Annotated in this window: 25 protein-coding genes; 1 reads left to right on the top strand and 24 read right to left on the bottom strand. The window is 67.0% G+C overall.

What is annotated here, in order from left to right; translation table 11 throughout:
• Window positions 1-89: 89 nt before the first annotated feature.
• The 23 genes from map to rpsJ all read right to left on the bottom strand — a co-directional run bounded on the left by map (window position 90) and on the right by rpsJ (window position 12,455).
• Entirely contained in the window at window positions 90-941 is an 852-nt protein-coding gene (map, locus tag LQ566_RS10255) for a type I methionyl aminopeptidase (protein WP_231091586.1), read from the bottom strand.
• Complete coding sequence (locus tag LQ566_RS10250; protein ID WP_231091585.1) at window positions 941-1,543, bottom strand: adenylate kinase; 603 nt, start codon at window positions 1,541-1,543, stop codon at window positions 941-943. The genes map and LQ566_RS10250 overlap by 1 nt, the downstream gene beginning before the upstream one ends.
• Complete coding sequence (gene secY / locus LQ566_RS10245) at window positions 1,540-2,865, bottom strand: preprotein translocase subunit SecY (protein WP_231091584.1); 1,326 nt, start codon at window positions 2,863-2,865, stop codon at window positions 1,540-1,542. Before secY ends, LQ566_RS10250 begins: the two co-directional genes overlap by 4 nt.
• A 90-nt stretch (window positions 2,866-2,955) precedes the next feature.
• A complete protein-coding gene (gene rplO, locus LQ566_RS10240) occupies window positions 2,956-3,507 on the bottom strand; it encodes a 50S ribosomal protein L15 (RefSeq protein ID WP_231091583.1) in 552 nt (183 codons plus the stop codon).
• Window positions 3,507-3,692: a 50S ribosomal protein L30 gene (gene rpmD, locus LQ566_RS10235; protein ID WP_167038504.1), complete on the bottom strand. Its 186-nt coding sequence runs from the start codon at window positions 3,690-3,692 to the stop codon at window positions 3,507-3,509. The genes rplO and rpmD overlap by 1 nt, the downstream gene beginning before the upstream one ends.
• On the bottom strand, window positions 3,692-4,375 hold the full coding sequence (gene rpsE, locus LQ566_RS10230) for a 30S ribosomal protein S5 (RefSeq protein ID WP_372459797.1): 684 nt from the start codon (window positions 4,373-4,375) through the stop codon (window positions 3,692-3,694). Before rpsE ends, rpmD begins: the two co-directional genes overlap by 1 nt.
• Window positions 4,372-4,731, bottom strand: a complete 360-nt coding sequence (rplR, locus tag LQ566_RS10225; protein WP_231091581.1) for a 50S ribosomal protein L18 — start codon at window positions 4,729-4,731, stop codon at window positions 4,372-4,374. Before rplR ends, rpsE begins: the two co-directional genes overlap by 4 nt.
• Window positions 4,732-4,733: 2 nt before the next feature.
• On the bottom strand, window positions 4,734-5,270 hold the full coding sequence (rplF, locus tag LQ566_RS10220; protein ID WP_231091580.1) for a 50S ribosomal protein L6: 537 nt from the start codon (window positions 5,268-5,270) through the stop codon (window positions 4,734-4,736).
• A gap of 6 nt (window positions 5,271-5,276) precedes the next feature.
• Window positions 5,277-5,675: a 30S ribosomal protein S8 gene (gene rpsH, locus LQ566_RS10215; RefSeq protein ID WP_231091579.1), complete on the bottom strand. Its 399-nt coding sequence runs from the start codon at window positions 5,673-5,675 to the stop codon at window positions 5,277-5,279.
• Between the two features lie 156 nt (window positions 5,676-5,831).
• On the bottom strand, window positions 5,832-6,398 hold the full coding sequence (rplE, locus tag LQ566_RS10210; protein ID WP_231091578.1) for a 50S ribosomal protein L5: 567 nt from the start codon (window positions 6,396-6,398) through the stop codon (window positions 5,832-5,834).
• Window positions 6,398-6,757 (bottom strand): 50S ribosomal protein L24, encoded by a 360-nt coding sequence (rplX, locus tag LQ566_RS10205; RefSeq protein WP_231091577.1) that lies wholly within the window; start codon window positions 6,755-6,757, stop codon window positions 6,398-6,400. The genes rplE and rplX overlap by 1 nt, the downstream gene beginning before the upstream one ends.
• 2 nt (window positions 6,758-6,759) lie before the next feature.
• Complete coding sequence (gene rplN / locus LQ566_RS10200) at window positions 6,760-7,128, bottom strand: 50S ribosomal protein L14 (protein WP_231091576.1); 369 nt, start codon at window positions 7,126-7,128, stop codon at window positions 6,760-6,762.
• A 34-nt stretch (window positions 7,129-7,162) separates the two neighbouring features.
• Window positions 7,163-7,453: a 30S ribosomal protein S17 gene (gene rpsQ / locus LQ566_RS10195; protein WP_269143071.1), complete on the bottom strand. Its 291-nt coding sequence runs from the start codon at window positions 7,451-7,453 to the stop codon at window positions 7,163-7,165.
• A complete protein-coding gene (gene rpmC, locus LQ566_RS10190) occupies window positions 7,453-7,764 on the bottom strand; it encodes a 50S ribosomal protein L29 (RefSeq protein WP_231091575.1) in 312 nt (103 codons plus the stop codon). Before rpmC ends, rpsQ begins: the two co-directional genes overlap by 1 nt.
• The gene (gene rplP, locus LQ566_RS10185) at window positions 7,764-8,183 is read right to left on the bottom strand and encodes a 50S ribosomal protein L16 (RefSeq protein ID WP_231091574.1); all 420 of its coding nucleotides are present in this window, start codon (window positions 8,181-8,183) and stop codon (window positions 7,764-7,766) included. The genes rpmC and rplP overlap by 1 nt, the downstream gene beginning before the upstream one ends.
• Window positions 8,183-8,947, bottom strand: a complete 765-nt coding sequence (gene rpsC / locus LQ566_RS10180) for a 30S ribosomal protein S3 (protein WP_231091573.1) — start codon at window positions 8,945-8,947, stop codon at window positions 8,183-8,185. The genes rplP and rpsC overlap by 1 nt, the downstream gene beginning before the upstream one ends.
• The gene (gene rplV / locus LQ566_RS10175) at window positions 8,947-9,342 is read right to left on the bottom strand and encodes a 50S ribosomal protein L22 (protein ID WP_231091572.1); all 396 of its coding nucleotides are present in this window, start codon (window positions 9,340-9,342) and stop codon (window positions 8,947-8,949) included. Before rplV ends, rpsC begins: the two co-directional genes overlap by 1 nt.
• A 21-nt stretch (window positions 9,343-9,363) precedes the next feature.
• Window positions 9,364-9,645, bottom strand: coding sequence for a 30S ribosomal protein S19 (gene rpsS, locus LQ566_RS10170; RefSeq protein ID WP_040162977.1), 282 nt, complete (start codon window positions 9,643-9,645; stop codon window positions 9,364-9,366).
• A gap of 11 nt (window positions 9,646-9,656) precedes the next feature.
• Window positions 9,657-10,496 (bottom strand): 50S ribosomal protein L2, encoded by an 840-nt coding sequence (gene rplB, locus LQ566_RS10165; RefSeq protein ID WP_231091571.1) that lies wholly within the window; start codon window positions 10,494-10,496, stop codon window positions 9,657-9,659.
• Window positions 10,497-10,517: 21 nt separating this feature from the next.
• Window positions 10,518-10,817, bottom strand: coding sequence for a 50S ribosomal protein L23 (gene rplW, locus LQ566_RS10160; RefSeq protein ID WP_231091570.1), 300 nt, complete (start codon window positions 10,815-10,817; stop codon window positions 10,518-10,520).
• Window positions 10,814-11,470 carry a 50S ribosomal protein L4 gene (gene rplD, locus LQ566_RS10155; protein ID WP_231091569.1) on the bottom strand — a complete coding sequence of 219 codons (657 nt, stop codon included), beginning with the start codon at window positions 11,468-11,470 and terminating at the stop codon, window positions 10,814-10,816. Before rplD ends, rplW begins: the two co-directional genes overlap by 4 nt.
• A 2-nt stretch (window positions 11,471-11,472) precedes the next feature.
• Window positions 11,473-12,132, bottom strand: coding sequence for a 50S ribosomal protein L3 (gene rplC / locus LQ566_RS10150; RefSeq protein ID WP_231091568.1), 660 nt, complete (start codon window positions 12,130-12,132; stop codon window positions 11,473-11,475).
• Between the two features lie 14 nt (window positions 12,133-12,146).
• Window positions 12,147-12,455, bottom strand: coding sequence for a 30S ribosomal protein S10 (rpsJ, locus tag LQ566_RS10145; protein WP_040162964.1), 309 nt, complete (start codon window positions 12,453-12,455; stop codon window positions 12,147-12,149).
• 878 nt (window positions 12,456-13,333) lie between these two features.
• Between rpsJ and LQ566_RS10140 the strand changes: the two genes are divergently transcribed.
• Window positions 13,334-14,173, top strand: a complete 840-nt coding sequence (locus tag LQ566_RS10140) for an endonuclease domain-containing protein (RefSeq protein ID WP_231091567.1) — start codon at window positions 13,334-13,336, stop codon at window positions 14,171-14,173.
• A 306-nt stretch (window positions 14,174-14,479) separates the two neighbouring features.
• On the opposite strand, the gene LQ566_RS10135 is transcribed toward LQ566_RS10140, so the two are convergent.
• Window positions 14,480-25,012 carry a CLIPPER-2 domain-containing protein gene (locus LQ566_RS10135; RefSeq protein WP_231091566.1) on the bottom strand — a complete coding sequence of 3,511 codons (10,533 nt, stop codon included), beginning with the start codon at window positions 25,010-25,012 and terminating at the stop codon, window positions 14,480-14,482.
• Window positions 25,013-25,238: the final 226 nt, after the last annotated feature.

The raw sequence follows: 25,238 nt of genomic DNA, 5'->3' as shown, positions 1-25,238 counted from the left end.
CAGAGCGGAGCCGCATTCAATGCGCTGGAATCCATTTTGCCCTGCACCTGCCTGAGCCTGCGGTGTGAGAGGGAACGATGACGTAACGCTCAGGGAACCGGAACCGGCACCACACCGAAGGGGGCAAGGCCCGCCGCCCCGCCATCTGCCGCCGTGAGCACCCAGATGCCGCCGTCGTGAACGGCGACGGAGTGCTCCCAGTGCGATCCCATCGAGCCGTCTGTGGTGCTGATGGTCCAATCGTCCTCTTCGACCACGACCTGCTCGGTGCCTGCGGTCATCATCGGCTCGATCGCCACGCACAGTCCCGGCTCGATCTCGGCGCCGAGACCGCCGGTCTCGTAGTTGAAGATGCTCGGCTTCTCGTGCATCTTGCGCCCGATGCCGTGCCCGACGAAGTCACGAAGGATGCCGGCCGGACGGCCGTGCTCCGACAGGGGATGCTCGACGATGTACTTCTCGATCGCCACACCGATGTCGCGTGTGTGCGCTGCCGTCGCCATGGCGGCAATTCCCGCCCACATCGAAGCCTCCGTCACCCGCGAGAGCTCCTCGCGATGAGCGACGAGCTCCGGGCGCGACGGGTCGGGAATGACGAACGTCCGGGCGGAATCGCCGTTCCATCCGTCGAACTCCGCCCCCACGTCGACCGAGACGATGTCGCCCGGCTGCAGAACCAGGGACCCGGGGATGCCGTGCACGACCTGCTCGTTCACCGACACGCACGTCGTGTGGTGATACCCCTTCACCATCTTGAAGTTGCTCTTCGCCCCGTGCCGGAGCATCTCCGCTTCCGCGGCTGCGTCGAGGTCGAGGGTGGTGATGCCGGGCCGGATGGTCGCGGCGACCGCGTCCAGCATGGCGCAGGTGATCCGCCCAGCCACGACCATCTGGCGCAGCTGGGCGGGCGTCTTGTACTGCGAACGGGGAAAGAGCCGCATCAGACCGCGACGGGCGCGAGACCGCGAGCGGCCAGCGCTGCGAAGATGCGCTCGGTGATCTCATCGAGCGTGCCGACGCCATCGATGGTGTCCACCACCCCGCGCTCCTCGTACACGGCGAGGATCGGCGCCGTCTCGCGCTCGTAGATGTCCAGGCGATGCGCGATGGCTTCCGGGGTGTCGTCCTCGCGTCCCTGCTCCTGCGCGCGCAGGGCGATACGAGAGATCGACTCTTCACGGGGCACATCCAGCGCGATCACGGCGTCGAGCGCGACCCCCTGACCGCTCAGGATGTCATCCAGGTGGCCGACCTGCGCACGGTTACGCGGGTACCCGTCGAGCAGGAACCCGCCCGCCGCGTCCTCCTGCGAGAGCCGGTCGCTCACCAGTTCGCCGGTGAGTTCGTCGGAAACGAGGTCGCCCGCGGCGGTGATGGCCTGGACCTTCTTGCCGAGGTCCGTCCCCTGCTTGATGTTGGCACGGAAGATGTCTCCGGTAGAGACCACCGGGATGCCGAACGCGTCCGCGATGCGGACCCCCTGCGTTCCCTTTCCGGAGCCCTGCGGGCCGACGATCAGGAAGCGTGCAGAGGAGTTCGTCATCGGAGGAGCCCTTCGTAGTGGCGCTGCTGAAGCTGCGCGTCGATCTGCTTGACGGTCTCCAGACCCACACCGACGATGATGAGGATCGAAGCGCCGCCGAACGGGAAGTTCTGGTTGGCACCGACGGTCGCCAGCGCGACGAGCGGAAGCAGAGCCACGAGACCGAGGTAGATGGCGCCCGGCGTGGTGATGCGGTTGATCACGTACTCGAGGTAGTCCGAGGTCGGCTTGCCGGCGCGGATGCCCGGGATGAAGCCGCCGTACTTCTTCATGTTGTCCGCGACCTCGACGGGGTTGAACGTGATGGCCACGTAGAAGAAGGTGAATCCGACGATCAGCAGGAAGTACAGAATCATGTAGAGCGGGTGATCGCCCTTGACGAGGTACGTCTGAATCCACACGACCCAGCCGGGGATGTTGCCGTCCTTGTCGGGGTTCTGGTTGAACTGCGCGATGAGGGCCGGGATGTACAGCAGCGACGAGGCGAAGATGACCGGCACGACACCGGCCATGTTGACCTTGATCGGGATGTAGGTGTTGGTGCCGCCGTACGTGCGACGGCCCACCATGCGCTTGGCGTACTGGACCGGGATGCGGCGCTGGGACTGTTCGACGAACACCACGAGCGCGACGACGAGGATGCCGACGGCCAGCACGAGGAAGAAGACCTCGGGGCTCTTGGCGGTCCAGATGGCCCACATCGAGGCCGGGAAGCCGGCGGCGATGGAGGTGAAGATGAGCAGCGACATGCCGTTGCCGATGCCGCGCTCGGTGACGAGCTCGGCGAACCACATGATCAGGCCGGTGCCGGCGGTCAGCGTGATGATCATCATCAGCTGTGCCCACCAGGCTGTGTTGGTCAGCAGGTTCTCGCACGCGGCGGGACCGCCGGTGCCGAAGAGCTGGCCGGTGCGCGCCACCGTGACGAGGGTGGTCGACTGCAGGAGGGCGAGTGCGATCGTCAGGTAGCGCGTGTACTGGGTGAGCTTGGCCTGACCGGCCTGGCCCTCCTTGTAGAGCGCTTCGAAGTGCGGGATGACCACGCGCAGCAGCTGCGTGATGATCGTCGCCGTGATGTATGGCATGACGCCGAGGGCGAAGATCGACAGCTGGAGCAGCGCGCCGCCGGAGAACAGGTTGACGAGCGAGAGCAGACCTTCGGAGGTCGATGCACTGGCGACACACGCCTGCACGTTCGGGAAGTCCACGAACGGCGCCGGGATGTGCGCACCCAGTCGATAGATGGCGATGATCAGCAGAGTGAAGCCGATCTTGCGCCGAAGATCCGGGGTGCGGAAGATCCGCGCGATTGCGCTGAACAAACTCGTCCTCCTGACGAAACGTCTATAAGCGGGAACGGGCGGCCGGGGGTTAGACCCCCGCCGCCCGTTTCACGACTCAGGCTCTGAGCCTCAGCCTACCGAACCACCGGCGGCGACGATCTTCTGCTCAGCAGAGCTCGAGACCTTGTCCACCTGGACGTTCAGCTTAACGGTGATGTCACCGTTGCCGAGAACCTTCACCTTCTCGTTCTTGCGCACGGCACCCTTGGCGACCAGGTCGGCGATGGTCACATCGCCACCGGCCGGGTACAGCTCCGAGAGCTTGTCCAGGTTCACGACCTGGTACTCCACGCGGAACGGGTTCTTGAACCCGCGCAGCTTCGGGGTGCGCATGTGCAGCGGCATCTGGCCACCCTCGAAGCCGGGACGCACCGAGTAGCGCGCCTTCGTACCCTTGGTACCGCGACCCGCGGTCTTACCCTTGGAGCCCTCACCGCGACCGACACGGGTCTTGGCGGTGTGAGCGCCCGGGACGGGACGCAGGTGGTGGACCTTCAGCACCTGCGGGCGCGCGGCGGGAGCCTCGGCCTTCGCGGGAGCCTTCTTGGCGGCCGGCTTCTTGGCGGCAGCCTTCTTCGGGGCGTCGACCGTCTCCACGGTCTCGTCCTTCTTCTCTGCCATTAGTCGATCTCCTCAACCTTGACGAGGTGAGCGACGGTCTTGACGTAACCGCGCGTCTGCGCGTCGTCCGGACGGACGACCGAGTCGCCGATCCGCTTCAGACCGAGCGAACGCAGCGTGTCGCGCTGGTTCTGCTTCTCGCTGACCTTGGACTTGATCTGGGTCACCTTGAGACGCGAGGCCATCAGGCACCAACCTTCTCAGCTGCAGCATCGGCAGCGGCCTGGGCCTCCGCCTTGAGGATCTTCGCGGGAGCGACCTGGTCGTAGTCCAGGCCACGACGGGCGGCCACGGCGCGCGGCTCCTCGAGCTGCTTCAGTGCCGCAACGGTCGCGTGCACGATGTTGATCGTGTTCGACGAACCGAGGGACTTCGACAGGACGTCGTGGATACCAGCGCACTCGAGGACGGCGCGAACCGGACCGCCGGCGATAACACCGGTACCGGCAGCAGCCGGACGCAGCAGGACGACGCCTGCAGCGGCCTCACCCTGAACGGGGTGCGGGATCGTCTTGAGGATGCGGGGAACGCGGAAGAAGTTGCGCTTCGCCTCCTCGACACCCTTCGAGATCGCCAGCGGAACCTCGCGCGCCTTGCCGTAGCCGACGCCGACGAGGCCGTTGCCGTCGCCCACGACCACGAGGGCCGTGAAGCTGAAGCGGCGTCCACCCTTGACGACCTTCGACACGCGGTTGATCGTGACGACGCGCTCGAGGAACTGGCTCTCGGCGCGGTCACGCGAACCGCGGTCGCGGTTCGGGTTGCGCTCGCGTCCACCGCGACGCGGCTCGCGCTCGCGCTCGGTGGTCGCCGCCTCAGCCGCGGGGGCTGCGGTCTCGGTCACTTCGGTCTCCTTGTTGTCGCTCACAGGCTCAGACCTCCCTCACGGGCGCCGTCAGCGATAGCTGCGACGCGACCCGCGTAGCGGTTGCCACCGCGGTCGAAAACGACCTCGGTGATGCCTGCTGCCTTCGCACGCTCGGCGACGAGCTCGCCGACCTTGCGCGCCTTGGCGGTCTTGTCCTCGGTAGCCGCACGGAAGTCCGCCTCGAGCGTCGAAGCGGAGGCAACGGTGTGACCCTTGCTGTCGTCCACGATCTGGACGAACACGTGGCGGGCGGAACGCGTCACGACCAGGCGCGGACGCTCGGCGGTGCCAACGATGCGCTTGCGAAGACGGGCGTGACGACGCGCGCGGGCGTCGGACTTGCTCTTCACAGCCATGATTACTTACCAGCCTTTCCGGCCTTGCGACGCACGACCTCGCCGGCGTAGCGCACACCCTTGCCCTTGTACGGCTCGGGCTTGCGGATCTTGCGGATGTTGGCAGCAGTCTCACCGACGGCCTGCTTGTCGATACCCGACACGGTGACCTTGTTGTTGCCCTCGACCGTGAAGGTGATGCCCGCGGGCGGGTCCACCAGGACGGGGTGCGAGAAGCCGAGGGCGAACTCGATGGAGCTGCCCTTCTGCGCCACGCGGTAACCGGTGCCGACGACCTCGAGGCCCTTGGTGTAGCCCTCGGTCACGCCGATGATGTTGTTGCTGATGAGGGTGCGCGTCAGGCCGTGCAGCGAGCGCGAAGCGCGCTCGTCGTCGGGACGAGTGACCAGAACCTGGTTCTCCTCGACCTTGACCTCGATGGGGCTGGCCACGGAGAGCACGAGCTCACCCTTGGGGCCCTTGACGGCGACCTCAGAGCCCTCGATGGTCACAGTGACGTTCGAGGGGATGTCGATGGGAAGACGACCGATACGAGACATCGCGGGTCACCACACGTAGGCGAGGACTTCCCCACCCACGCCCTTCTGGTCGGCCTGGCGGTCCGTGAGGAGGCCAGACGAGGTGGACAGGATCGCGATGCCCAGGCCGCCGAGGACGGTGGGCAGCTCGGTGGAGCGTGCGTACACGCGCAGACCGGGCTTCGACACGCGCTTGATGCCGGCGATGGAGCGCTCACGGTTGGGTCCGTACTTGAGCGAGAGGGTCAGCGTCTTGCCGACGCGTGCATCCTCGACGTTCCATCCGGCGATGTAACCCTCCTTCTGGAGGATCTCGGCGATGTGCGTCTTCAGCTTGCTCGACGGCATCGACACGGAGTCGTGGTGCGCCGAGTTGGCGTTGCGCAGACGGGTCAGCATATCTGCGACCGGGTCTGTCATTGTCATATGAATTTTCCTTCGTTCACCAGGTTTCGACGCCGCGGCAAAGCGGGCCGACCTGTGGTGGAGATACCCAAAGAGTCATCCTCTCATGCCGACTCCCCGCGCACAAAACGCAGGGAGTCGGCAGAGAGGTGATCTCGGGTGGGCGTTCCCGCCGGATTACGCCTGGGCGTCGTCCGACTTGAACGGGAACCCGAACTGCTTCAGCAGCGCGCGTCCCTCGTCATCCGTCTTCGCGGTGGTGACGACAGTGATGTCGAAACCGCGAACGCGGTCGATCTTGTCCTGGTCGATCTCGTGGAAGACCGACTGCTCCTGCAGACCGAACGTGTAGTTTCCGTTGCCGTCGAACTGCTTGTCCGAGAGGCCGCGGAAGTCGCGGATACGCGGCAGGGCGAGCGAGACCAGACGGTCCATGAACTCCCAGGCGCGGTCACCGCGGAGGGTGACGTGAGCACCGATGGCCTGGCCCTCACGCAGCTTGAACTGCGCGATGGACTTGCGGGCCTTGGTGACGACGGGCTTCTGACCCGTGATCGCGGTGAGGTCTGCGACCGCACCCTCGATCACCTTGGAGTCGCGAGCCGCCTCACCGACACCGGTGTTGACGACGATCTTGACCAGACCGGGGATCTGCATGACGTTCGCGTAACCGAACTCCTTCTGCAGTGCCGGTGCGATCTCGGACTTGTACTTCGCCTTCAGGCGGGGCTCAGCCGTTGCCATCAGAGGTCCTTACCGCTCTTCTTTGCGTAGCGCACGCGAACGGTGCGCTTCACGCCGTCCTTCGTCTGCTCCTCGACGCGGTGACCGACCTTGGTCGGCTTCTTCGTCGAGGGGTCCACGAGGGCGACGTTCGAAATGTGGATGGGGGCCTCGATGGTCTCGATGCCACCCGTCTTGGTGCCGCGCTGCGACTGGCCGACACGCGTGTGGCGCGTCGAGTAGTTCACACCCTCGACGACCACGCGGTTCGACTCGGCCAGGACCGCGAGGACCTTGCCCTGCTTGCCGCGGTCGCCGCCCTTGTCCTGCTTGCGACCCGTGATGACCTGAACCAGGTCACCCTTCTTGATCTTCGCCATGATCAGATGACCTCCGGTGCCAGCGAGACGATCTTCATGAACTTCTTGTCACGAAGCTCGCGACCGACCGGTCCGAAGATGCGGGTGCCGCGGGGCTCCCCGTCGCTCTTCAGGATGACGGCAGCGTTCTCGTCGAACTTGATGTACGAACCGTCAGGACGGCGCGTCTGCTTCTTCGTGCGGACGACGACGGCCTTGACCACGTCACCCTTCTTCACGTTTCCGCCCGGGATGGCGTCCTTGACGGTGGCCACGATGATGTCACCGAGACCCGCGTAACGACGGCTGGAGCCACCGAGAACGCGGATGGTGAGCAGCTCCTTGGCACCGGTGTTGTCGGCGACCTTGAGGCGGGATTCAGTCTGAATCACTTGTTACTCCTTGGATTCCAAGCAAGCCGAGGGCTTACTTGGCCTTCTCGAGGATCTCGACCAGGCGCCAGCGCTTGGTGGCGCTCAGCGGACGGGTCTCGTTGATGAGAACCAGGTCGCCGATGCCGGCGCTGTTGGTCTCGTCGTGCGCCTTGACCTTCGAGGTGCGGCGGATGACCTTGCCGTAGAGGGGGTGCTTCACGCGGTCCTCGACCTCGACGACAATGGTCTTGTCCATCTTGTCGCTGACGACGTAGCCACGACGAGCCTTGCGGTAACCGCGCTCGAGCTCGGGGGCCACCGTCTCGTCCTTCTTGTCAGCCATTACTCGGCCTCCTCCTTCGGCGCGTCAGCCTCAGCCTTCTTCGCCTTCGTCGCCTTCTTGGCCTTGGGGGCCGCCTCGACGGGAGCGGGCGTGGCACGAATGCCGAGCTCGCGCTCACGGATCACGGTGTACAGACGCGCGATGTCGCGCTTGACGGCGCGGATGCGGCCGTGGCTCTCGAGCTGACCCGTGGCGGACTGGAAGCGCAGGTTGAACAGCTCTTCCTTGGCCTTACGGACCTCCTCGAGGAGGCGCTGGTCTTCGAAAGTGTCGAGCTCGCTCGTGGCGAGCTGCTTGGTACCGATCGCCATTATGCGTCGCCTTCCTCGCGCTTGATGATGCGTGCCTTCAGGGGCAGCTTGTGGATGGCACGGGTGAGGGCCTCGCGTGCGAGCTCCTCGTTCACACCCGCGACCTCGAAGAGGACGCGACCCGGCTTGACGTTGGCGACCCACCACTCGGGCGAACCCTTACCGGAACCCATGCGGGTTTCGGCCGGCTTCTTGGTCAGCGGACGGTCGGGGTAGATGTTGATCCACACCTTTCCACCACGCTTGATGTGACGCGTCATCGCGATACGAGCTGCCTCGATCTGACGGTTGGTCACGTAGGCCGGGGTGATCGCCTGGATGCCGAACTCACCGAAGGACACCTTGGTGCCACCGGTGGCGTGACCCGAGCGACCCGGGTGGTGCTGCTTGCGGTACTTGACCTTGCGGGGGATGAGCATTACGCCGAAGCTCCTTCCGCGACCGGTGCCTCAGCGGCTGCGTTGTTACGCGGGCCACGACGGCGGTCGCCACGGTCGTCACGACGAGACTTGGGCGCGTTGGCCTGCTCGCGTGCGAGTTCCTTGTTGGTGAGGTCGCCCTTGTAGATCCAGACCTTCACGCCGATGCGGCCGAAGGTGGTCTTCGCCTCGTAGAAGCCGTAGTCGATGTTCGCGCGCAGCGTGTGCAGCGGCACACGACCCTCGCGGTAGAACTCCGAACGGCTCATCTCGGCGCCGCCGAGGCGGCCGGAGACCTGGATGCGGATGCCCTTGGCGCCGGCGCGCTGAGCGCCCTGCAGACCCTTGCGCATCGCGCGACGGAACGCCACGCGAGCAGAGAGCTGCTCGGCGATGCCCTGCGCGACCAGCTGAGCGTCGGCCTCGGGGTTGCGCACCTCGAGGATGTTCAGCTGGATCTGCTTGCCGGTGAGCTTCTCGAGGTCAGCACGGATGCGCTCGGCCTCAGCACCACGACGACCGATGACGATACCCGGGCGCGCGGTGTGGATGTCCACACGCACGCGGTCGCGGGTGCGCTCGATCTCGATGTTGCTGACGCCGGCACGGTCCAGCTGCGTCTGCAGAAGCTTGCGGATGCGGATGTCCTCGGCGACGTAGTCGGCGTAACGCTGGCCGGGCTTCGTCGAGTCCGAGAACCAACGCGACACGTGGTCGGTCGTGATTCCGAGGCGGAAGCCGTACGGGTTGACCTTCTGTCCCATTACTTGCTCGCCTTCTTGCTGGAGCCGGCAGCCGTGTCAGCGGCCTCCGGCGTCGAGAGCACGACCGTGATGTGGCTCGTGCGCTTCTTGATCTGGAAGGCGCGACCCTGTGCACGGGGCTGGAAACGCTTGAGCGTCGTGCCCTCGTCGACGTACGCGTTCTTCACGTACAGGTCGCGCTCGTCCAGGAACTCGCCGTTCTTGTCGGCGGTGACCCGTGCGTTGGCCATAGCCGACGCGACGAGCTTGTAGATCGGGTCAGAAGCCGACTGCGCTGCGAACTTGAGGATCGCCAGCGCCTCTTCGGCCTGCTTGCCCTTGATCAGTGCAACGACACGACGAGCCTTCTGAGGGGTCACGCGGATGTGTCGCACACGTGCGATGGACTCCACCATTTTTCTCTCCTCTGCGTCGCCTTAGCGGCGACGGCCCTTCTTGTCGTCCTTCACGTGACCGCGGAAGGTGCGGGTGGGCGCGAACTCGCCCAGCTTGTGACCGACCATCGACTCGGTGACGAACACCGGGATGTGCTTGCGGCCGTCGTGCACGGCGATGGTGTGACCGAGCATGTTCGGCACAATCATCGAGCGGCGCGACCACGTCTTGATGACGTTCTTCGTCCCAGCTTCGTTCTGCGAGACAACCTTGCGAAGCAGGTGCTCGTCGACGAAGGGGCCCTTCTTAAGACTGCGAGGCATCTTCTTGACTCCTACTTACGCTTCTTGCCAGCATTGCGGCGACGGACGATGTACTTGTCACTTTCCTTGTTGGCGTGACGCGTACGGCCTTCCTTCTGACCCCACGGGGTCACAGGGTTACGTCCACCGGAGGTCTTACCCTCACCACCACCGTGCGGGTGGTCGACCGGGTTCATGGCGACACCACGCACGGTCGGGCGAACGCCCTTCCAGCGCATACGGCCGGCCTTACCCCAGTTGATGTTCGACTGCTCGGCGTTGCCGACCTCGCCGATCGTCGCGCGGCAGCGGACGTCGACGTTGCGGATCTCACCGGAGGGCATACGCAGCTGGGCGTAGGGGCCGTCCTTGGCGACGAGACGCACCGAGACACCAGCCGAACGCGCGATCTTCGCGCCGCCGCCGGGACGGAGCTCGATGGCGTGGATGACCGTACCGGTGGGGATGTTCTTCAGCGGCAGGTTGTTACCCGGCTTGATGTCAGCCGAGGGACCCGACTCGATGATGTCGCCCTGCTGGATCTTGTTCGGAGCCAGGATGTAGCGCTTGGTGCCGTCCACGTAGTGGAGCAGCGCGATACGAGCGGTGCGGTTGGGGTCGTACTCGATGTGAGCGACCTTGGCGTTCACGCCGTCCTTGTCATTGCGACGGAAGTCGATGACGCGGTACTGACGCTTGTGGCCACCACCGATGTGACGGGTCGTGATGCGGCCCTGGTTGTTACGGCCACCGGTCTTCGACAGCGGACGAAGCAGCGACTTCTCGGGCGTCGATCGGGTGATCTCAGCGAAGTCGGCCACCGACGAACCGCGACGACCCGGGGTCGTGGGCTTGTACTTGCGAATAGCCATGTTTCTCTACTCCTCCGGTCCTCAGCCGACAGCCGTGAAGATGTCGATGGTGCCGGACTTCAGGGTCACGATGGCGCGCTTGGTGTCCTTGCGCTTGCCCGTGCCGAAGCGGGTGCGACGGGCCTTGCCGACGCGGTTGAGCGTGTTGACCGACGCCACCTTGACCGAGAAGATCTTCTCGATCGCCAGCTTGATCTCGGTCTTCGACGCACGGGGGTCCACCTCGAAGGTGTACTTGCCCTCGTCGATGAGTCCGTAGGACTTCTCCGAGACGACCGGCTTCAGGATGATGTCGCGCGGGTCCTTGTTGATCGCGGTCATGCCGAGACCTCCTCAGCGGCGGACTTCGAAGCGACGAACGCGTCGAAAGCGGCCTTGGTGAAGACGATGTCGTCGGAGACGAGCACGTCGTAAGCGTTGAGCTGGTCGAAGTACAGCGCGTGCAGGTTGGCGAGGTTGCGAACCGACAGGGCGCTGATCTCGTCGTCACGGGTGAGCACGACGAGCGTGTTCTTGCCGGGGAACGAAGCCAGCAGCGCGGCAGCCTTCTTGGTCGAGGGGGTGCCCTCGATGCCGAAGCTGTCCACGACGTGCACGCGCTCGCCACGAACACGGTCGCTCAGCGCACCCAGCAGGGCGGCGGCGATCATCTTCTTGGGGGTGCGCTGCGAGTAGTCGCGCGGCTTCGGTCCGTGGACGATGCCACCACCGGTCATGTGAGGAGCACGGATGGAGCCCTGACGAGCGTTACCAGTGCCCTTCTGCTTGAACGGCTTGCGGCCGGCACCGGAGACCTCACCACGACGCTTGGTCGAGTGGGTGCCCTGACGCGCGGCAGCCTGCTGCGCGACGACGACCTGGTGGATCAGCGGAACGTTGGTCTTGACGTCGAAGAGCTCGGCGGGCAGGTCGACCGAACCGGCCTTCTTGCCTGCAGCGCTCTGAACGTCGAGCTTGAGAGTCGTGTCAGCCATGCTCACGCGCCCTTCACTGCGTTGCGGACGTAGACGATGCGGCCACGTGCACCGGGGACGGCGCCCTTGACGAGCATGAGTCCCTTCTCGGCGTCGATGGCGTGCACCGTGAGGTTGAGGACGGTCACGCGCTCGCCACCCATACGACCGGCCATGCGCATGCCCTTGAAGACACGGCTCGGGGTCGAGGAAGCACCGATGGAACCGGGCTTGCGGTGGTTGCGGTGAGCACCGTGCGATGCCGAAACGCCCTTGAAGTTGTGGCGCTTCATGACACCCGCGGTGCCCTTGCCCTTGCTGGTGCCGACGACGTCGACCAGCTGACCGGCCTCGAAGACGCCGTCGACCGTGAGCTCCTGACCGAGCGTGTACTCGGCAGCGTCAGCGGTGCGGATCTCCGTCACGTGACGACGCGGCGTGACGCCGGCAGCCTCGAAGTGACCGGTGAGGGGCTTGGTGACCTTGCGCGGGTCGATCTGGCCGGCGGCGATCTGGACGGCGTTGTAGCCGTCACGCTCGGCCGAGCGGACCTGGGTGACCACGTTGGGTGCGAGCTCGATCACGGTGACCGGGATGAGCTTGCCGTTCTCGTTCCAGACCTGGGTCATGCCGAGCTTGGTGCCCAGCAGTCCCTTGGAAACCTTGGTGTTGATGTCAGTCATGTTCGATACCGGCCTTACAGCTTGATCTCGATGTTGACATCGGCAGGCAGGTCGAGGCGCATCAGCGAGTCGACGGCCTTGGGCGTCGGGTCGATGATGTCGATGAGGCGCTTGTGGGTGCGCATCTCGAAGTGCTCGCGGCTGTCCTTGTACTTGTGGGGCGAGCGGATGACCGCCACCACGTTCTTCTCCGTGGGGAGTGGAACCGGACCCACGACGGTAGCGCCCGCCCGGGTCACGGTGTCGACGATCTTGCGCGCCGAAGAGTCGATGACCTCGTGGTCATACGACTTCAGTCGGATGCGGATCTTCTGTCCCGCCATCTTTGTCTCTCTTTCCGCGTCATACCTCTGGGGCATTGGACGCACGGGGCGCGGATTGCGCCTCTGGCACTCGCACACGGCTGGTGACCGTGCGATGCTGCACCACTGTTCTGCTGTCATCACCGGCGTGAGCCGGCCTCCGATGGCCGCACGAAAGCAGGGCCCTCATGCGAGTATCGGATTGCGTTCTGCTACCCGCGGCCCAGAACCTGACGCTGTCGCGCCGCCTGTGCACTGCCGTGGTAGTGATCCCGCGCAGGTCATGAGGACATGACGGCACGCAGAAATGTGGAACCTGACTAGTTTGCCACCCCGGGAACGTGACTGCAAACCCGGGCGTGTCGCGCTCGGGTGATTCCCGGTTTCGGGCGTGATCCCAGGGCGTGCGTGGGATGTGGGCGGCACGGCCAGGGGGGTGGCTCTGACGGGCGAGCTGGAAGGTTGGTCGACCGGACGGCGCGGGCGGGTGGGCTTGGTCGCAAGTTAGGAAAATGCGTCCAAAATAGGCCCCTGCCTACGCCCCAGCCCTAGATTCGTGCCACCGCCCTATTTTGGTGCCGTCTCAGCGGGCCGTGCGATCCCGCGCCTGGCGCGACACACAGTTCCACCACACGTCGGCACCCAGCACCCGCCACCAGCCCCGTCAGCACCCAGCGCCACCAGACGCCCCGCGTCACCGGATGAGGAGAGAAGCACCAGCGTAGGACCCATCCCCGTCATCGCCCGAGTTCCCAGACATTCCCTACTTCGGCGACATGGTCGACCAGTGCTCCAAGACCGGCACCGTGCGTCCTCCCCGGGGTCGACTTTGCGGAGCTGATTGCCCATTCATCCATGGCCACCCTCCGGGGGTGGTAACAGCAGACCAGGATCCTGGGATGGATTTCGCTACCTGGCTTCGGGACAATGGCGGCATCGCGCACCGACGGCTGGCGCGTGAGGCGGGGTACGGCGCACGACGGATCAAGCGGGACATCGATGCCGGCCTTGTTCGAGCAGTCGGTCGCAACTGGATCGCCGGGCCGGGAGTCCACGAGGATCTGATTGCGGCGGCTCGCGTGAACGGTCGCGTGGCCTGTGTCACGGCGGCGGGGCTCCGGCGCTGGTGGCTGCCCGAATCTGCGTCTCGCCGACAGCACTTCCACCTGGCCACCAATTCCCCCGTGCCAGCCGGCGGGATGCGCATGCACCGCAACCAGCCACTCGTTCCCGTGGCTCACGGCCAGTTGATCGAGTCGATTGAGGACACGCTTCAGCACGTCGCCATGTGCTGCGATGTGGGCATTGCAAGCGTCATCTGGGAATCCGCGTGTCGCGTGGAGCGAATCTCACCGGAGAATCTGCGGCAAATCGCGTGGACCTCCCCCACCACCCGACGCCTCTCGACCACCGTCACCGGTCTCGCCGATTCCGGACTGGAAACCCTGCTGATCCGCGGGCTCGCCCACCTCAACTGCGATCTCCGGGCTCAGGCGTTCGTCGCCGGGCACCGGGTCGATCTGCTCATCGGAGATCGGCTGATCATCCAGGTCGACGGCCAGGCGTTCCATTCCCGCGCCGCTGAGCGCGCTCGTGACGCGGCGCACGATGCGGAACTGGTGCTGCGCGGCTACACCGTCCTACGTTTCACCTACGCCCAAGTCGTCCATGACTGGCCCGGAGTGCTGAAGACGGTCTCCCGGGCCGTCGCGCAGCGCCGCCACCTCCTCCCCCGCTGACCACCCGCTGATGTCGAGCGCGCCTGGGTCGTCGCCGCTTCACCGACCTTCACGGGCCCAGCGCCCAGCACCGAACGCCGAGCGCCCGACAGGGCCCTCAAGCACCGAACCCCGGACACAGAACGCCCAACGGCTCCGTGACCTTCAAACACCAGCGACCGGCTTTCAGGCGCCGAGAGCTGCCAAGACACTGCCGCCTGGACCCCGCTTCCCGCACCGCCGCCAACATGCCCCCAACGGCAATGCCCCTCCGAAGCGTGGCTCCGGAGGGGCATTGACTTACTTCACACCGTGAAGCGGCTCACCTCATCGACGTTCCTGCGTGCGGCGGCGCAGCACCAGCAGGGCGGCGCCGGCGGCGAGCAGCATGACGGCGATCGGGGCACCGTAGCCGAGCGAGACACCGGTGATCGAGAGCTCCTCGACCGTGACCGTGCCGCGAGCCGAGGCGGTGGGCGCCTTGTCGTTGCTCATCGAGTCGGACGACACCGTTGCGGTGTTGACCAGCTCGCCGCGCGCTCCGCGGTCGACCGTGGCGGTGACCGTGATCACGCGCTCCTCCCCGACCGCGAGGCCCGGAAGAACACAGGTGATCGTGCGGCCCTGCGCGGTGCAGGCGTCCGTGATGCCGTCCGCCGACGCCGACGCGAAGGTCAGGCCCGCGGGCAGCTCGTCGGTCACCGTGACGGGACCGAGGTCCTCGGTGGGTCCGCTGTTGCCGACGGTGATCTCGTAGGTCGCGGTGCGACCGGTCACCAGCTGACCGACGAGACGCTTCTCGATGGTGAGCGTGCTGAGGGCGGGCACCGGCGACGTCACCGTGGAGGTGTTGTCGCCCCGCGTGCTCGGGTCCTCCGGCGTGGCCGAGGTCACCGTCGCGGTGTTCTCCACCGACGGGTAGGCGGCGGCCGACACAGTGGCCGTCACGGTGACGCTGGCGGTCGCGCCGACGGCGAGCTCCGGCAGCTGGCACGTGACCACACCGCCATCGCCGACCACGCAGCTCCAGCCCTCGCCCGCGGCGCTGACCCCGGTGAGTGACGCCGGCACCGCGTCGGTGACGACGACGCCGCGCGCAACGGACGGACCGGCGTTCGTGACCTCGAGCGTGTAGGTGATGCGCTCACCGATCTTCGCGTCGGTCGCGGTCTTCACGATGGACAGGTCGGCCACCTCGGCCACCGTCCCCGTCACCGTCGAGGTGTTGTTCGACAGGTCCGGATCGGTGGTCTCGGAGCTGACGACGGCCGTGTTCACCACGTCGCCGCTCAGCGATGCGGATGCCTGCACGCGGATCTCGACGACCGCGACCGCCCCGCTCGCCAGCGTCCCCAGGGCGCAGGTGACCAGCTGGCCGTCCGCGTCGCAGGAGCCGTCGGAGCTCACGAACGTGAGTCCCGCGGGCAGCTCGTCGGTGATCGCCACGCCCACCGCGTCCGACGGACCGAGGTTGGTCACGGTGAACCGGTACGCGCCCTCCGTCCCCGCGGTGAAGCTCTGGGAGACGGTCTTGGCGATGGAGAGGTCGGCCACCGTGATCACCGGGGTGACCGTCGTGGACGAATCCGGGCCCTCGCCGCCCTCGGGCTGCGGGGTGCGGCCGGGCGTGACGCTGGCCGTGTTGACCAGCTCACCCGTCACGCCCGCGGCCACGTGGCCGGTGACCGTGATCGGCGCCGCAGCGCCGACGGCGAGGTCCTGGGCCAGCTCGCAGACGATCGTGCCGTCGGCCGTCGTCGTGCACGTCCAGCCGTCACCCTCCGCCGCGACGAACGTCACGCCCGCGGGCAGCGCGTCGGTCACGGTGATCGGGTGCTCGGCGTCGGCGTGCGACACGGAAGGCCCGTGGTTGGTGACCTGGATGGTCCACGAGAAGTCCTCACCGGCCGTCGCGGTCTCGGCAGTGGCCGTCTTCACAATCGACAGATCAGCTTCCGCGGACACCGTGACGGTGTCGGTGCTCTCGCGGGGCTCGTCGTCGGGCAGCGGGGTGATTCCGGGAACCACCGATGCGGTGTTGACGATGTCGCCCTCGAGGTCGGCGGCCAGCTGCACGGGAACGGTGAACGACACCGAGGCCCCCGGAACGAGGGTCGATGTGATCGGGCACGTGACGATCTGACGACCGTCCTGCTCACCCGTCACGGCGCAGTCCACGGCATCCGGAGACAGCGTGACCCCGGCGGGCAGCACGTCGGTGACCACGATGGGGTGGGCCTCGGTGGCACGCGAATCGCTCGGACCGTTGTTGGTCACCTGGAGCGTCCACGCGAACGGCTGCCCGGCGATGACGCGAGCCTCGGGATCGTGCGACTTCACGATCTGCAGGTCTGCGACCTCTGCCACGTTGCCCGTGACCGTGTCGGTGTTGTTCGACGGGTCGGGATCGGTGGTGTCGGAGCCGACGGTGGCCGTGTTGACGATGTCGCCGGTGACGGACGCGGACGCGCTCACCGTGATGTCCACGACGACCTCCGCCCCGGCGGCGACGGTGCCGAGCACGCACGTGACGAGCTGGCCCTCGGCCGAGCAGTCGGCGTCCGAACCGGCGAAGGTGAGACCGGCGGGCAGTTCGTCGGTGATGACCGCGTTCACCGCGTCGGACGGACCGGCGTTGCTGACGACGAAGCGGTACGCCCCGTCGACACCGGCCGTGAACGACTCGAGTACGGTCTTGACGATCGACAGGTCGGCGATCGTCTCCACCGGCGTGGTGACGGTCGACGAGTCGGACTGCGTGTTCTCCGCGGGCTGCGGCGTACGGCCCGGCGCGACGGCGGCGGTGTTCACGATGTCGGCGGTCACGTCGCTCGCGACGAGTCCCGTGACGGTAATCGGCGCGGCATCGCCCACCGGCAGGTCCGTAGCGAGCTTGCACACCAGCAGACCGAGCAGATCGACGTCACAGTTCCAGCCCTCGCCCGTCGCGGAGACGAAGGACGCTCCGGCAGGAAGCAGGTCGGTGATCGTGATCGGGTTCTCCGCGTCCGCGTGGGACACGGACGGACCGTGGTTGGTGACGGCGATCGTCCAGGAGAACTCCTCGCCCGCAACGGCGGACTCGGCGTTCGCCGACTTCACGACCGACAGATCGGCCTCAGCTGCCACGGTGATGGTGTCCGTGCTCTCACGCGGCTCCTCATCCGGCAGCGGGGTGATGCCCGGAGTGACGGACGCGGTGTTCACGACCTCACCCTCCAGGCCAGCTGCCAGCAGCACCGGAAGCTCGAACGACACGGAGTCGCCCGGGGCCACGGTCGAGGTGATCAGGCACGTGACGATCTGCCGACCGTCCTGGTCACCCGTGACGGTGCATCCCTCGGCCTCCGGCGCCAGCGTGACGCCCGCAGGCAGCACGTCGGTGACGGTGATCGGGGTCGCGGCATCGGCACGCGAGTCGCTGACGCCCTCGTTGGTGACCGTGAGGTTCCAGGTGAAGGGGGTGCCGGCGATCGCCTCGGCATCGGCATCGTGCGTCTTGCTGATCCGCAGATCTGCACGCGTGATCACCGTGACGTCGTCCGAATCCTCGTCACCCACGTCGCTGGGCGACGTGACCGATGCCGTGTTGGTGATGGTCTGGGCGTCCAGGCTGGGCGCCGTCGAAGTCACCAGAGTGAGGAACGGAGCGGACGTGTTGGCCGGGAGGGGCGTCGGCTGCCCGTCGACGCCCAGCAGGACGCACGTGAGGGTGCCGTCGGTCACCTGGCAGTCCCAGGAGATGGGGCCCGAACCCGAGTCGGCTCGCACGAAGGCCAGGCCGGCAGGGATCACGTCCGTGATCGTGACCGGAACGGCCGCATCCGACGGACCGTGGTTCTCCACCACGATCTGCCAGGTGGCGTAGTCACCCGCATCGATCGTCGGCGTGACGGCCTTCTTGTGGATCTCCAGGCCGCTGACCGCATCCGTCACGATGGTTCCGCTGCCCGGGTAGGGAACGCGCTCGCCCGTGGTGTCGTCGACGGACGACGACGTGGTCGCGACCGCGGTGTTCGTGATGCTGGTGGCATCGGAGATGCCTGCACTCACGCGCGTGGTCACGAGGACCGTCGCGGTGCCGTGCAGCGGAATGTCGGCGAACGAGACGTCCATGCTGGCGGCATCGAAGCCGATCACGCGGCTACCGGCGGGTGCATCGCCGAGGGCGACGTCCGTGATGGTCAGGCCGAACGGCATCTGATCGGTGAGCTGTGCGTCGTACGCGGTGGACGGACCGTTGTTGGTGACGACGATGGTCCACGTCACGTCGGTCCCCGACACCACCGTGGTGGCGTCCGGCGTCTTCGTGACGGACAGCGTCGCCTTCGGCGTCAGCTCGATGGGCGCGAACGACACGTTGTTCTCGAGCTTCGTGTCGTTCGAGGTCGACACCTCGGCAGCGAGCTCGATCGTGCCGTTCACGTCGGATGCCACCTGCAGCGTCAGCGTGAAGTCATGCGACTCCCCCGGCGCGTACGGCGTGGGACGCGTGAGCGTCTGCTTGCCGTCGACCGTGCTGACGGTCCAGCCGTCGACCACGTCGCCGTCCTTCACGTCGCCGGCGAGCGTAGTCCCTGCGGGCAGGGTGACCACGGTGACGCCGTCGTGCGAGGTGGACGGGCCGGCGTTCGCGACGTTCAGCGTCACATCGAACGGGTCACCGCCGGGCACAGCCTTCTCGGGCACATCGGTCCAGGTGACCGACATGTCGATCTTCGCCTGCACGCCCGCGGGCGCCTCGACGACGTTCGTGCGGTCGCCATCCGAGCGTGCCTGCGCGGAGTTGACGATCTTCGCCAGCGTATCGGGGTCGGTGATCGTACCGGTGGTGGCCGGGTCGATCTTGACCACGTAGCTCAGCGTCGCACTGCTGTTCGCGGCGAGGTCGCCGTAGACGAACGTGACGTTGCGGCCGTTGGCGGATGCGGACCAGTGGTCCATCCCGGTGCTCAGTCTCTCGAAGGTCGTGCCCTCGGGAAGGACATCCGTGACCACCACGTTGCGCGAGTCGGACGGCCCCTGGGCGCGCACGGTGACCTCGTACGTCATCGTCTCGCCCGGGGTGACCGTGACGACACCGTTCGCCTCGGCGGGATCCGTGATCTTCTTGCTGATGCTCAGCTTGTCGGCGGTGCCGACGACGGTCTGCGCGGAGCCGGTGTTGTTCCCGGTGTTCGGGTCGGGGGTCACACCCGCCGTCACCGTCGCGGTGTTGGTGATCGTGGTGCCCGAGGTCACCGAGGCCGCCACGCGCGTCTGAAGCGTGATCGTGACCGACTCGTTCGGGGCCAGGTCCCGCGTGATGTCACACGTCAGGTTCGTCGCGGTCGAGTTCTCGCAGCTGACGCCGCTGACCGTGGCGACGTTCTCCATGGTCAGGCCCGCGGGGAGAGCGTCCGTCACGCGAATCGGCTGAGCCGCCGAAGCGCGCGAGACCGACGGGCCCTGGTTGGTGACAGTGATGGTCCACGTGGCCGCCTGTCCGGCGGTCGACGACGCCGGACCCGTCTTCGTGATCGCGAGGTCTGCCTTCGTGCTCACCGTCCCCGTCGCCGAGTCCGTGTTGTTGTCCGGGTTCGGGTCGTAGGGATAGATGTCGGATCCGGGCGCGGCGGGCGTAGACACCGTGGCGGTGTTGCGCACATCCGTGCCATCGGTCACGTCGGCGGCGATGTCCGCGACGACCGTCAGCTTCCAGCTCTCACCGTTGCCCAGCGCGGCATCGTCGGTGCGCGTGCAGGAGTAGGTGTTGCCATCGAGCGTGCAGTTCCATCCCTGCGCCGCGGCATCCGGAAGGCTGCGCAGCGTCACGCCGGGCACGCTGTCCAGCGTGTCCTGCAGGAGCACGCCGCTCACCGCATCGGGGCCGTTGTTGGTCACCGTCACGGTCCACGTTCCGGTCCCGCCGGCGACGAAGTTGTTCGGGACGTCGGCGACGGCCTTGTCCACGGACAGGTCCGACTTCGGGATGCGCACACCGGCGGTGCCGCTCGTTCCCAGATACGCGTTCTGGTCGGAGCCGAAGCGGTCGTAGCCGGCGTTGTCGGTCACCGCGATGGGGCTTGCGGTGTTGAGGTGCCGGACGCTCAGGCCGAGGTTGTCGGGGTTGTTCACGAGCACACTGCGCACCGGCTTCGCCTGGTAGGTGAAGGTCACGCTCTGGCCCGGGGTGAGACGTCCACCAGGGAGGGGGACGCTGTTCCAGGTCAGCGCAGCACCGGCGACGGCCGGCTCACCGGCGCCCTGCACGGAGCCCGCGACGTATGCCCAGCCGGACGGCAGCAGGTCCTTCGCACCGGCGGTGAGCGCATCGCCCGATCCGCTGTTGGTGAGGGTCACCCGGAACGTCACCGGCTGGTTCAGCAGCGCGACGCCGTCGGCACCGATGGTGGGAACCGGATCGATGACCGTCTTCGTCGCGTTCACCTTCGGGGTGCGCGGCGTCACGTTCGCCGTGGCGTTGGCGCTCGGTCCGTACTGCTTGCCCACGTTGTTGGCGAGCGAGTTCCAGCTCGCGGCACGGAGCGTGTTGGTGATCGCACCGGCACCCAGCGAGGTGGAGGGAGCCAGCTTCACGTAGAAGGTACGGGTGGTGTTCGTGCTCGGGGCAACGGTCCCGACATTCCACGTGATCTTGTTGCCGGAGACCTGGCCCGCCTGCTCGCCCGCGTTCGGGCTCACCGTGGTGTTGCCCGTGATCGGGCTGCCGTCGGCGTTCACCAGCACGACGCCCGCAGGCAGCGTGTCCTCGAGGATGACGTCGTAGGCCGGGACCACGCCGGTGGAGTTCGCGCGCACGGTGTAGGTGAAGACCTGGCCCGGCTGCGGGGTGGACGTGCTCACGCTCTTCTGCACCGTCACGATGGGCGTGCGGAAGACGGTGGTGTCGGTGCCGGTGGCACTGGTGTCGCGGCCCGAGCCGGACTTCGGCGTGAAGTTCCACGCGATGCTTGCGCTGTTGCTCAGCGTCGTGTTGTTCGCCAGCGTGGAGTTCGCCGGGATGGTGGTGCGCACCTTCACCGTGACGACGCGGACGTCGCTGGACGGCTCGATGTGCCCCGACGCGTGCGTGCCGACGAGCTGCACCGTACTGGTGCCGCCGGCGGCAGAGACCGCTCCGAGCGTGAACCCGCAGTCAGTGGCTGCACCCGTGCCCTGCACAGTGCAGGACAGGCTGTTCGCGTCCCAGACCAGGCCGTTGGTGCCGCCGAGACCGGCGGCCGGAGTGTCCGTCAGGATGGCGTTGTAGAGCCAGGCATCGGCAGGCAGCACAGCGGAGACCGTCCACTCGACCGTCTCACCGGCCACCACGTTCTTCTGCGTGGTCCGCTTGGTCAGCGAGGCCGGGGCGACCTTGGCGGTCGCGTTGGCATCCGCCGTGTAGGTGCGGCGCTCCGCACCGTCCGGGTGGCTGAAGCCGGTGAGCTTCGCGGTGTTGGTGTACACCGCTCCGGCCGCGGCCGTGTTCGGCACCTGGACCGTGTAGGTGAGCGTCACGGTCTGGCCGGCAGCGAGGGGAGCCTCGCCCTTCCAGGTGTACGCCGTGGTTCCCGCCGCGCAGGAGCCCTGGGTGGCGAAGGTCACCCCGGCTGCACCGGAGGACGTCGAGAACTGCGGGTCGGAGGCGACGAGCTCACTCGGGATGCAGTCCAGCACCGACCAGTCGTACAGCACGGAGCCGGACTTGTTGGTCGCGCTGAGCGTGAAGGTCGCCGTACCGCCGGGGACCACGACGCCGTTCGCGGGAGTGGTGATCGCCTTCTTCAGCTCGGGCGTCGGCTGCACGATCTGAACGTTCGCCGTGGCGGTCTTGACGGTGGCCGGTGTGCCTCCCTCGGCCGGGGCCGCGAGCAGTCGTGCGGTGTTCTGCTCGATCGCGGCGGCGGCGGACTTCACGACCGCGAAGTACGTGACCACGAAGGTCGCCGGAGAGTCGGACGTGTTGCGCCACGTCTCGGGGAATCGCAGGGTGCCGTCCGGGCAGAGCGTGACGTCATCGACCGCGCTGGCGCAGACGGAGTCGGATGCTGCGACGACGACGCCCTCAGGGCCCGTGGCGCTCACCGGCTGCGAGGCATCCTGCACCAGGCCGGCCGAGAGCGTGTCACGCGCAATGCCGCCGTAGATGGTGGTCTGCGCCGGAACGGTGACCGTGTACGCGAACTTGACCCACTCGCCCGGCGTCGCCTGGGAGGCGAGGTTGTTGCCTGTCGCCGTGATCCCCGTTGCCAGGGTGGACTTGATGATGTCCGCCTTCGGGGTGGTGATCGTGGCGGTGTCGTTGGCCGCCGGCGCGTTGGGCTTGTAGCTGGAGTCCGCGAACGGGTTGTTCTGCGGGAACATCTGCTCCTGCGTGGTGTCGCTGTCCGTGCTGTCGACGAAGTACGACGTCACACCGGCCGTGTTGGTGTGTGACGTTCCCTGGCCCACGGTGGCGGGCATGGTCATGTCATACGAGATCCGCGTCGTCGCACCGGGGGCGAGCGGGCCCGGGATCACCCAGGTGATGATCGTCTGGCCCGCGAACGGCGCACCCGCGGGCGCGACCTCAGCGACGAAGTTGCCCGGTGTCACGTTCGTGACGTTGTCGATGGCGATTCCCGGCGGAAGTGCGTCACGCACGGTGATCTTGCTCACCGGCTGATCAGTGGCGTTCGCCGCCGTGCCCTCGTTCTTCACGTCGATCGTGTAGCGGAACGCCTTGCCCTGCGTGGCGTCGGCGTTGCCACTGACCGGGGCCACGTTCTTGTCGAGACTCAGCGGCACGACCGGGGCGATGGAGAAGTCGGCCGACGCGCGGGACGAGAACACCTCACCATCGGTGTTCTGGTAGCGCAGCTTGGCGAGGTTGCCGAGCAGGTCGGGCTTGGTGGTGAGGTTCGTCTCGGTGATCTTCGCGACGACGAGGAGCTCGAGGTGAGCACCCGGCTTCACATAGGAAGCACCGTTGGCGGGAGTGCCCAGCAGCCAGTTCAGGCTGTCGCCCTGCTGCCAGGTGGTGTTGGTCACACCGGGGACGACGACGTTGTTCGCGGCGGTCGGAACCACCTCGACCGCGGTCGTACGTGGCGGGATGAAGTCGGTGAGCCGCGCGTTGCGGGTGTCGACGCCCGCGGGGAAGTCGATGGCGATGCGGAAGCAGATCAGGTCACCGAAGCGGGCGACCGGGCCGCCGGTCGAGGACCAGTTGGCGGCGTCGCTCAGGTCGCAGTCGCCCGCGTCTCCGATCGGGGTGCGGTTCGGGTTGGTCCACGCCTGCTTGACGATGGTGACCTCGGCGGTCTCCAGCGTGTGCGAGGAGGTGTTGGTGGAGTCCACCGGTCCCTGATCCACGGTGTTGCTCGCGATGGGGGTGGTGGTGCCGTCGGCGCGCACGTTGTTGGTGAACGTGTCACCCGACACCGTCGGGAGCGTGTCCCGCGCGGTGCTGCCGTAGTCGGCGCGCTGCATCACGTGGTAGCTGAAGGTGGTCTCCGACGATGCGGCCATGTCCGACAGCGTGAAGGTCAGCACGTAGAGGCCGTCGGCGTTGGTGGTGACGGAAGTCAGCGTCACACCGGCGGGCAGCGTGTAGGGAGCCGCGTCGTTGTCGCATGAGGCCGGCAGGCTGATCGCGGGTCCACCCTCGGGGATCACGGGGCACAGTCCGTCCGGAAGGGTGTCGGTCACTGTGATGCCCGCGGCGCTGACGTACTCGCTGGTGCGCACGGTCAGCGTGTAGGCGCGAACGGCGCCCTCCTGGAACACGCCGCTGTCGCCGCTCTTGAGGATGCTGAGGTCCAGCACCTGCACGCTGTGGCTGTCCTGCACGTCGACCAGACGCGAGGCCTCGTCCTTGACGTTGCCGAGGTAGCGGCCCGTGGCGTGAGCCGTATTCTCGCTCCAGTAGCCGTCGACCGGCTCCGATCCGACCGGACGCGTGGCGCCGCCGGTGAGGCTGCCGTCGGCGGCCACGTGCCGCAGGTCGACGTGCGCGGTGTAATCCAGGACGATCTCGTCGCCCGCACCGAGGGTGCCCAGGTCCCAGGTGATCTGGGTGAAGACCTGACCGTTTTCTTCGATGATCGCGGTGGTGCAGGGATGCGCGTCGCCGCAACTGTCGAACACCATCACGCCCGGAAGCTTGTCGACCACGACGACGTTCTCGGTACTGGCGTTGGCCGCAGCGTTGCGGACCGTGAGCTGGTAGTTCACCGGCTGACCGCGCAGGGCTTCGTCTTCCGGCGTGTTCGTGGTGGCCTTGGTGAGCTTCAGCGGCACCACCATGACGGGCTGGTCCTTGACGCCGCTGCTCGTGGCACCGGTCACGGTCGGCGCGCCCACCGCGGGAACCTGGACCGCCGGAACGGTGCGCTCATTGGCGTTGGCGTAGATCCCGACGCCGACGTTGAACTCCGAGCCCACCGGGTGCCGCGCGTCGTCGGCTGCGACGTCGAACGAAACGGTGAGGCTGGAACCGGTGACGAGGTCCGAGATGTTGGGCCAGGAGAGCACCACGCCGCACGAGGCCGGGTCGTTCGGGACCGCGCACCATGGCGTGGAAACCGGCGCCGGCAGCTGCTTGCCCTGACCGTCGACAGCAGGCCCCACGAAGCTCACGCCCGGGGGCAGCACGGCCACCGCCGTGGCGTTGTACTGGTCCGGCCCGCTCGTGTTCGTCGCGGTGACCGTGATGTTCGCCTTCTCACCGGCGAGGAGCTGCTCGCTCTCGACGGTGAGCCCCAGCGTGGTGGGGGTGGTCCCGCCCGGGACCGTCACCGGCACCGTCGCTGAAGCGGCCGGCGCGATGGCGAGTCCCGCCACCAGTGCGGTCACCACCACCATCACCAGTCGCGCGAACCAGGTTCGCAGGGTCATCGGGACGGGGGCATGCGAGCGCACAAAAGACACGGGGATATCTCCGGGGGACGAGCCCACGGTTCGGAATCGCGGGCTCTGGCTGGGGTAAAGCGCAACGGCCTCGGGTGGCCGTCTTCCAACCTAACCCGACACGCCCGGCCCTGCACCCAGGCCCCTCCCAGGTTCGTCAGCACCCCGGAAAGAAGAACGCCCGGCCCCCTGCGGGGCCGGGCGTTCGTACGAG

The organism is Microbacterium nymphoidis (genome assembly GCF_021044885.1).
GTDB classification, from domain to species: domain Bacteria; phylum Actinomycetota; class Actinomycetes; order Actinomycetales; family Microbacteriaceae; genus Microbacterium; species Microbacterium nymphoidis.
This window is presented reverse-complemented; position numbering and strand designations above follow the sequence as displayed.

Bases quoted from the DNA above. Each gene is read 5' to 3' on its own strand.
- map (WP_231091586.1), bottom strand. From the start codon at position 941: ATGCGGCTCTTTCCCCGTTCGCAGTACAAGACGCCCGCCCAGCTGCGC.
- LQ566_RS10250 (WP_231091585.1), bottom strand. From the start codon at position 1,543: ATGACGAACTCCTCTGCACGCTTCCTGATCGTCGGCCCGCAGGGCTCC.
- rplO (WP_231091583.1), bottom strand. From the start codon at position 3,507: ATGGCAGAGAAGAAGGACGAGACCGTGGAGACGGTCGACGCCCCGAAG.
- rpmD (WP_167038504.1), bottom strand. From the start codon at position 3,692: ATGGCCTCGCGTCTCAAGGTGACCCAGATCAAGTCCAAGGTCAGCGAG.
- rplR (WP_231091581.1), bottom strand. From the start codon at position 4,731: ATGGCTGTGAAGAGCAAGTCCGACGCCCGCGCGCGTCGTCACGCCCGT.
- rplF (WP_231091580.1), bottom strand. From the start codon at position 5,270: ATGTCTCGTATCGGTCGTCTTCCCATCGACATCCCCTCGAACGTCACT.
- rpsH (WP_231091579.1), bottom strand. From the start codon at position 5,675: ATGACAATGACAGACCCGGTCGCAGATATGCTGACCCGTCTGCGCAAC.
- rplE (WP_231091578.1), bottom strand. From the start codon at position 6,398: ATGGCAACGGCTGAGCCCCGCCTGAAGGCGAAGTACAAGTCCGAGATC.
- rplX (WP_231091577.1), bottom strand. From the start codon at position 6,757: ATGGCGAAGATCAAGAAGGGTGACCTGGTTCAGGTCATCACGGGTCGC.
- rpsQ (WP_269143071.1), bottom strand. From the start codon at position 7,453: ATGGCTGACAAGAAGGACGAGACGGTGGCCCCCGAGCTCGAGCGCGGT.
- rpmC (WP_231091575.1), bottom strand. From the start codon at position 7,764: ATGGCGATCGGTACCAAGCAGCTCGCCACGAGCGAGCTCGACACTTTC.
- rplP (WP_231091574.1), bottom strand. From the start codon at position 8,183: ATGCTCATCCCCCGCAAGGTCAAGTACCGCAAGCAGCACCACCCGGGT.
- rpsC (WP_231091573.1), bottom strand. From the start codon at position 8,947: ATGGGACAGAAGGTCAACCCGTACGGCTTCCGCCTCGGAATCACGACC.
- rplV (WP_231091572.1), bottom strand. From the start codon at position 9,342: ATGGTGGAGTCCATCGCACGTGTGCGACACATCCGCGTGACCCCTCAG.
- rpsS (WP_040162977.1), bottom strand. From the start codon at position 9,645: ATGCCTCGCAGTCTTAAGAAGGGCCCCTTCGTCGACGAGCACCTGCTT.
- rplB (WP_231091571.1), bottom strand. From the start codon at position 10,496: ATGGCTATTCGCAAGTACAAGCCCACGACCCCGGGTCGTCGCGGTTCG.
- rplW (WP_231091570.1), bottom strand. From the start codon at position 10,817: ATGACCGCGATCAACAAGGACCCGCGCGACATCATCCTGAAGCCGGTC.
- rplD (WP_231091569.1), bottom strand. From the start codon at position 11,470: ATGGCTGACACGACTCTCAAGCTCGACGTTCAGAGCGCTGCAGGCAAG.
- rplC (WP_231091568.1), bottom strand. From the start codon at position 12,132: ATGACTGACATCAACACCAAGGTTTCCAAGGGACTGCTGGGCACCAAG.
- rpsJ (WP_040162964.1), bottom strand. From the start codon at position 12,455: ATGGCGGGACAGAAGATCCGCATCCGACTGAAGTCGTATGACCACGAG.
- LQ566_RS10140 (WP_231091567.1), top strand. From the start codon at position 13,334: ATGGATTTCGCTACCTGGCTTCGGGACAATGGCGGCATCGCGCACCGA.
- LQ566_RS10135 (WP_231091566.1), bottom strand. From the start codon at position 25,012: ATGACCCTGCGAACCTGGTTCGCGCGACTGGTGATGGTGGTGGTGACC.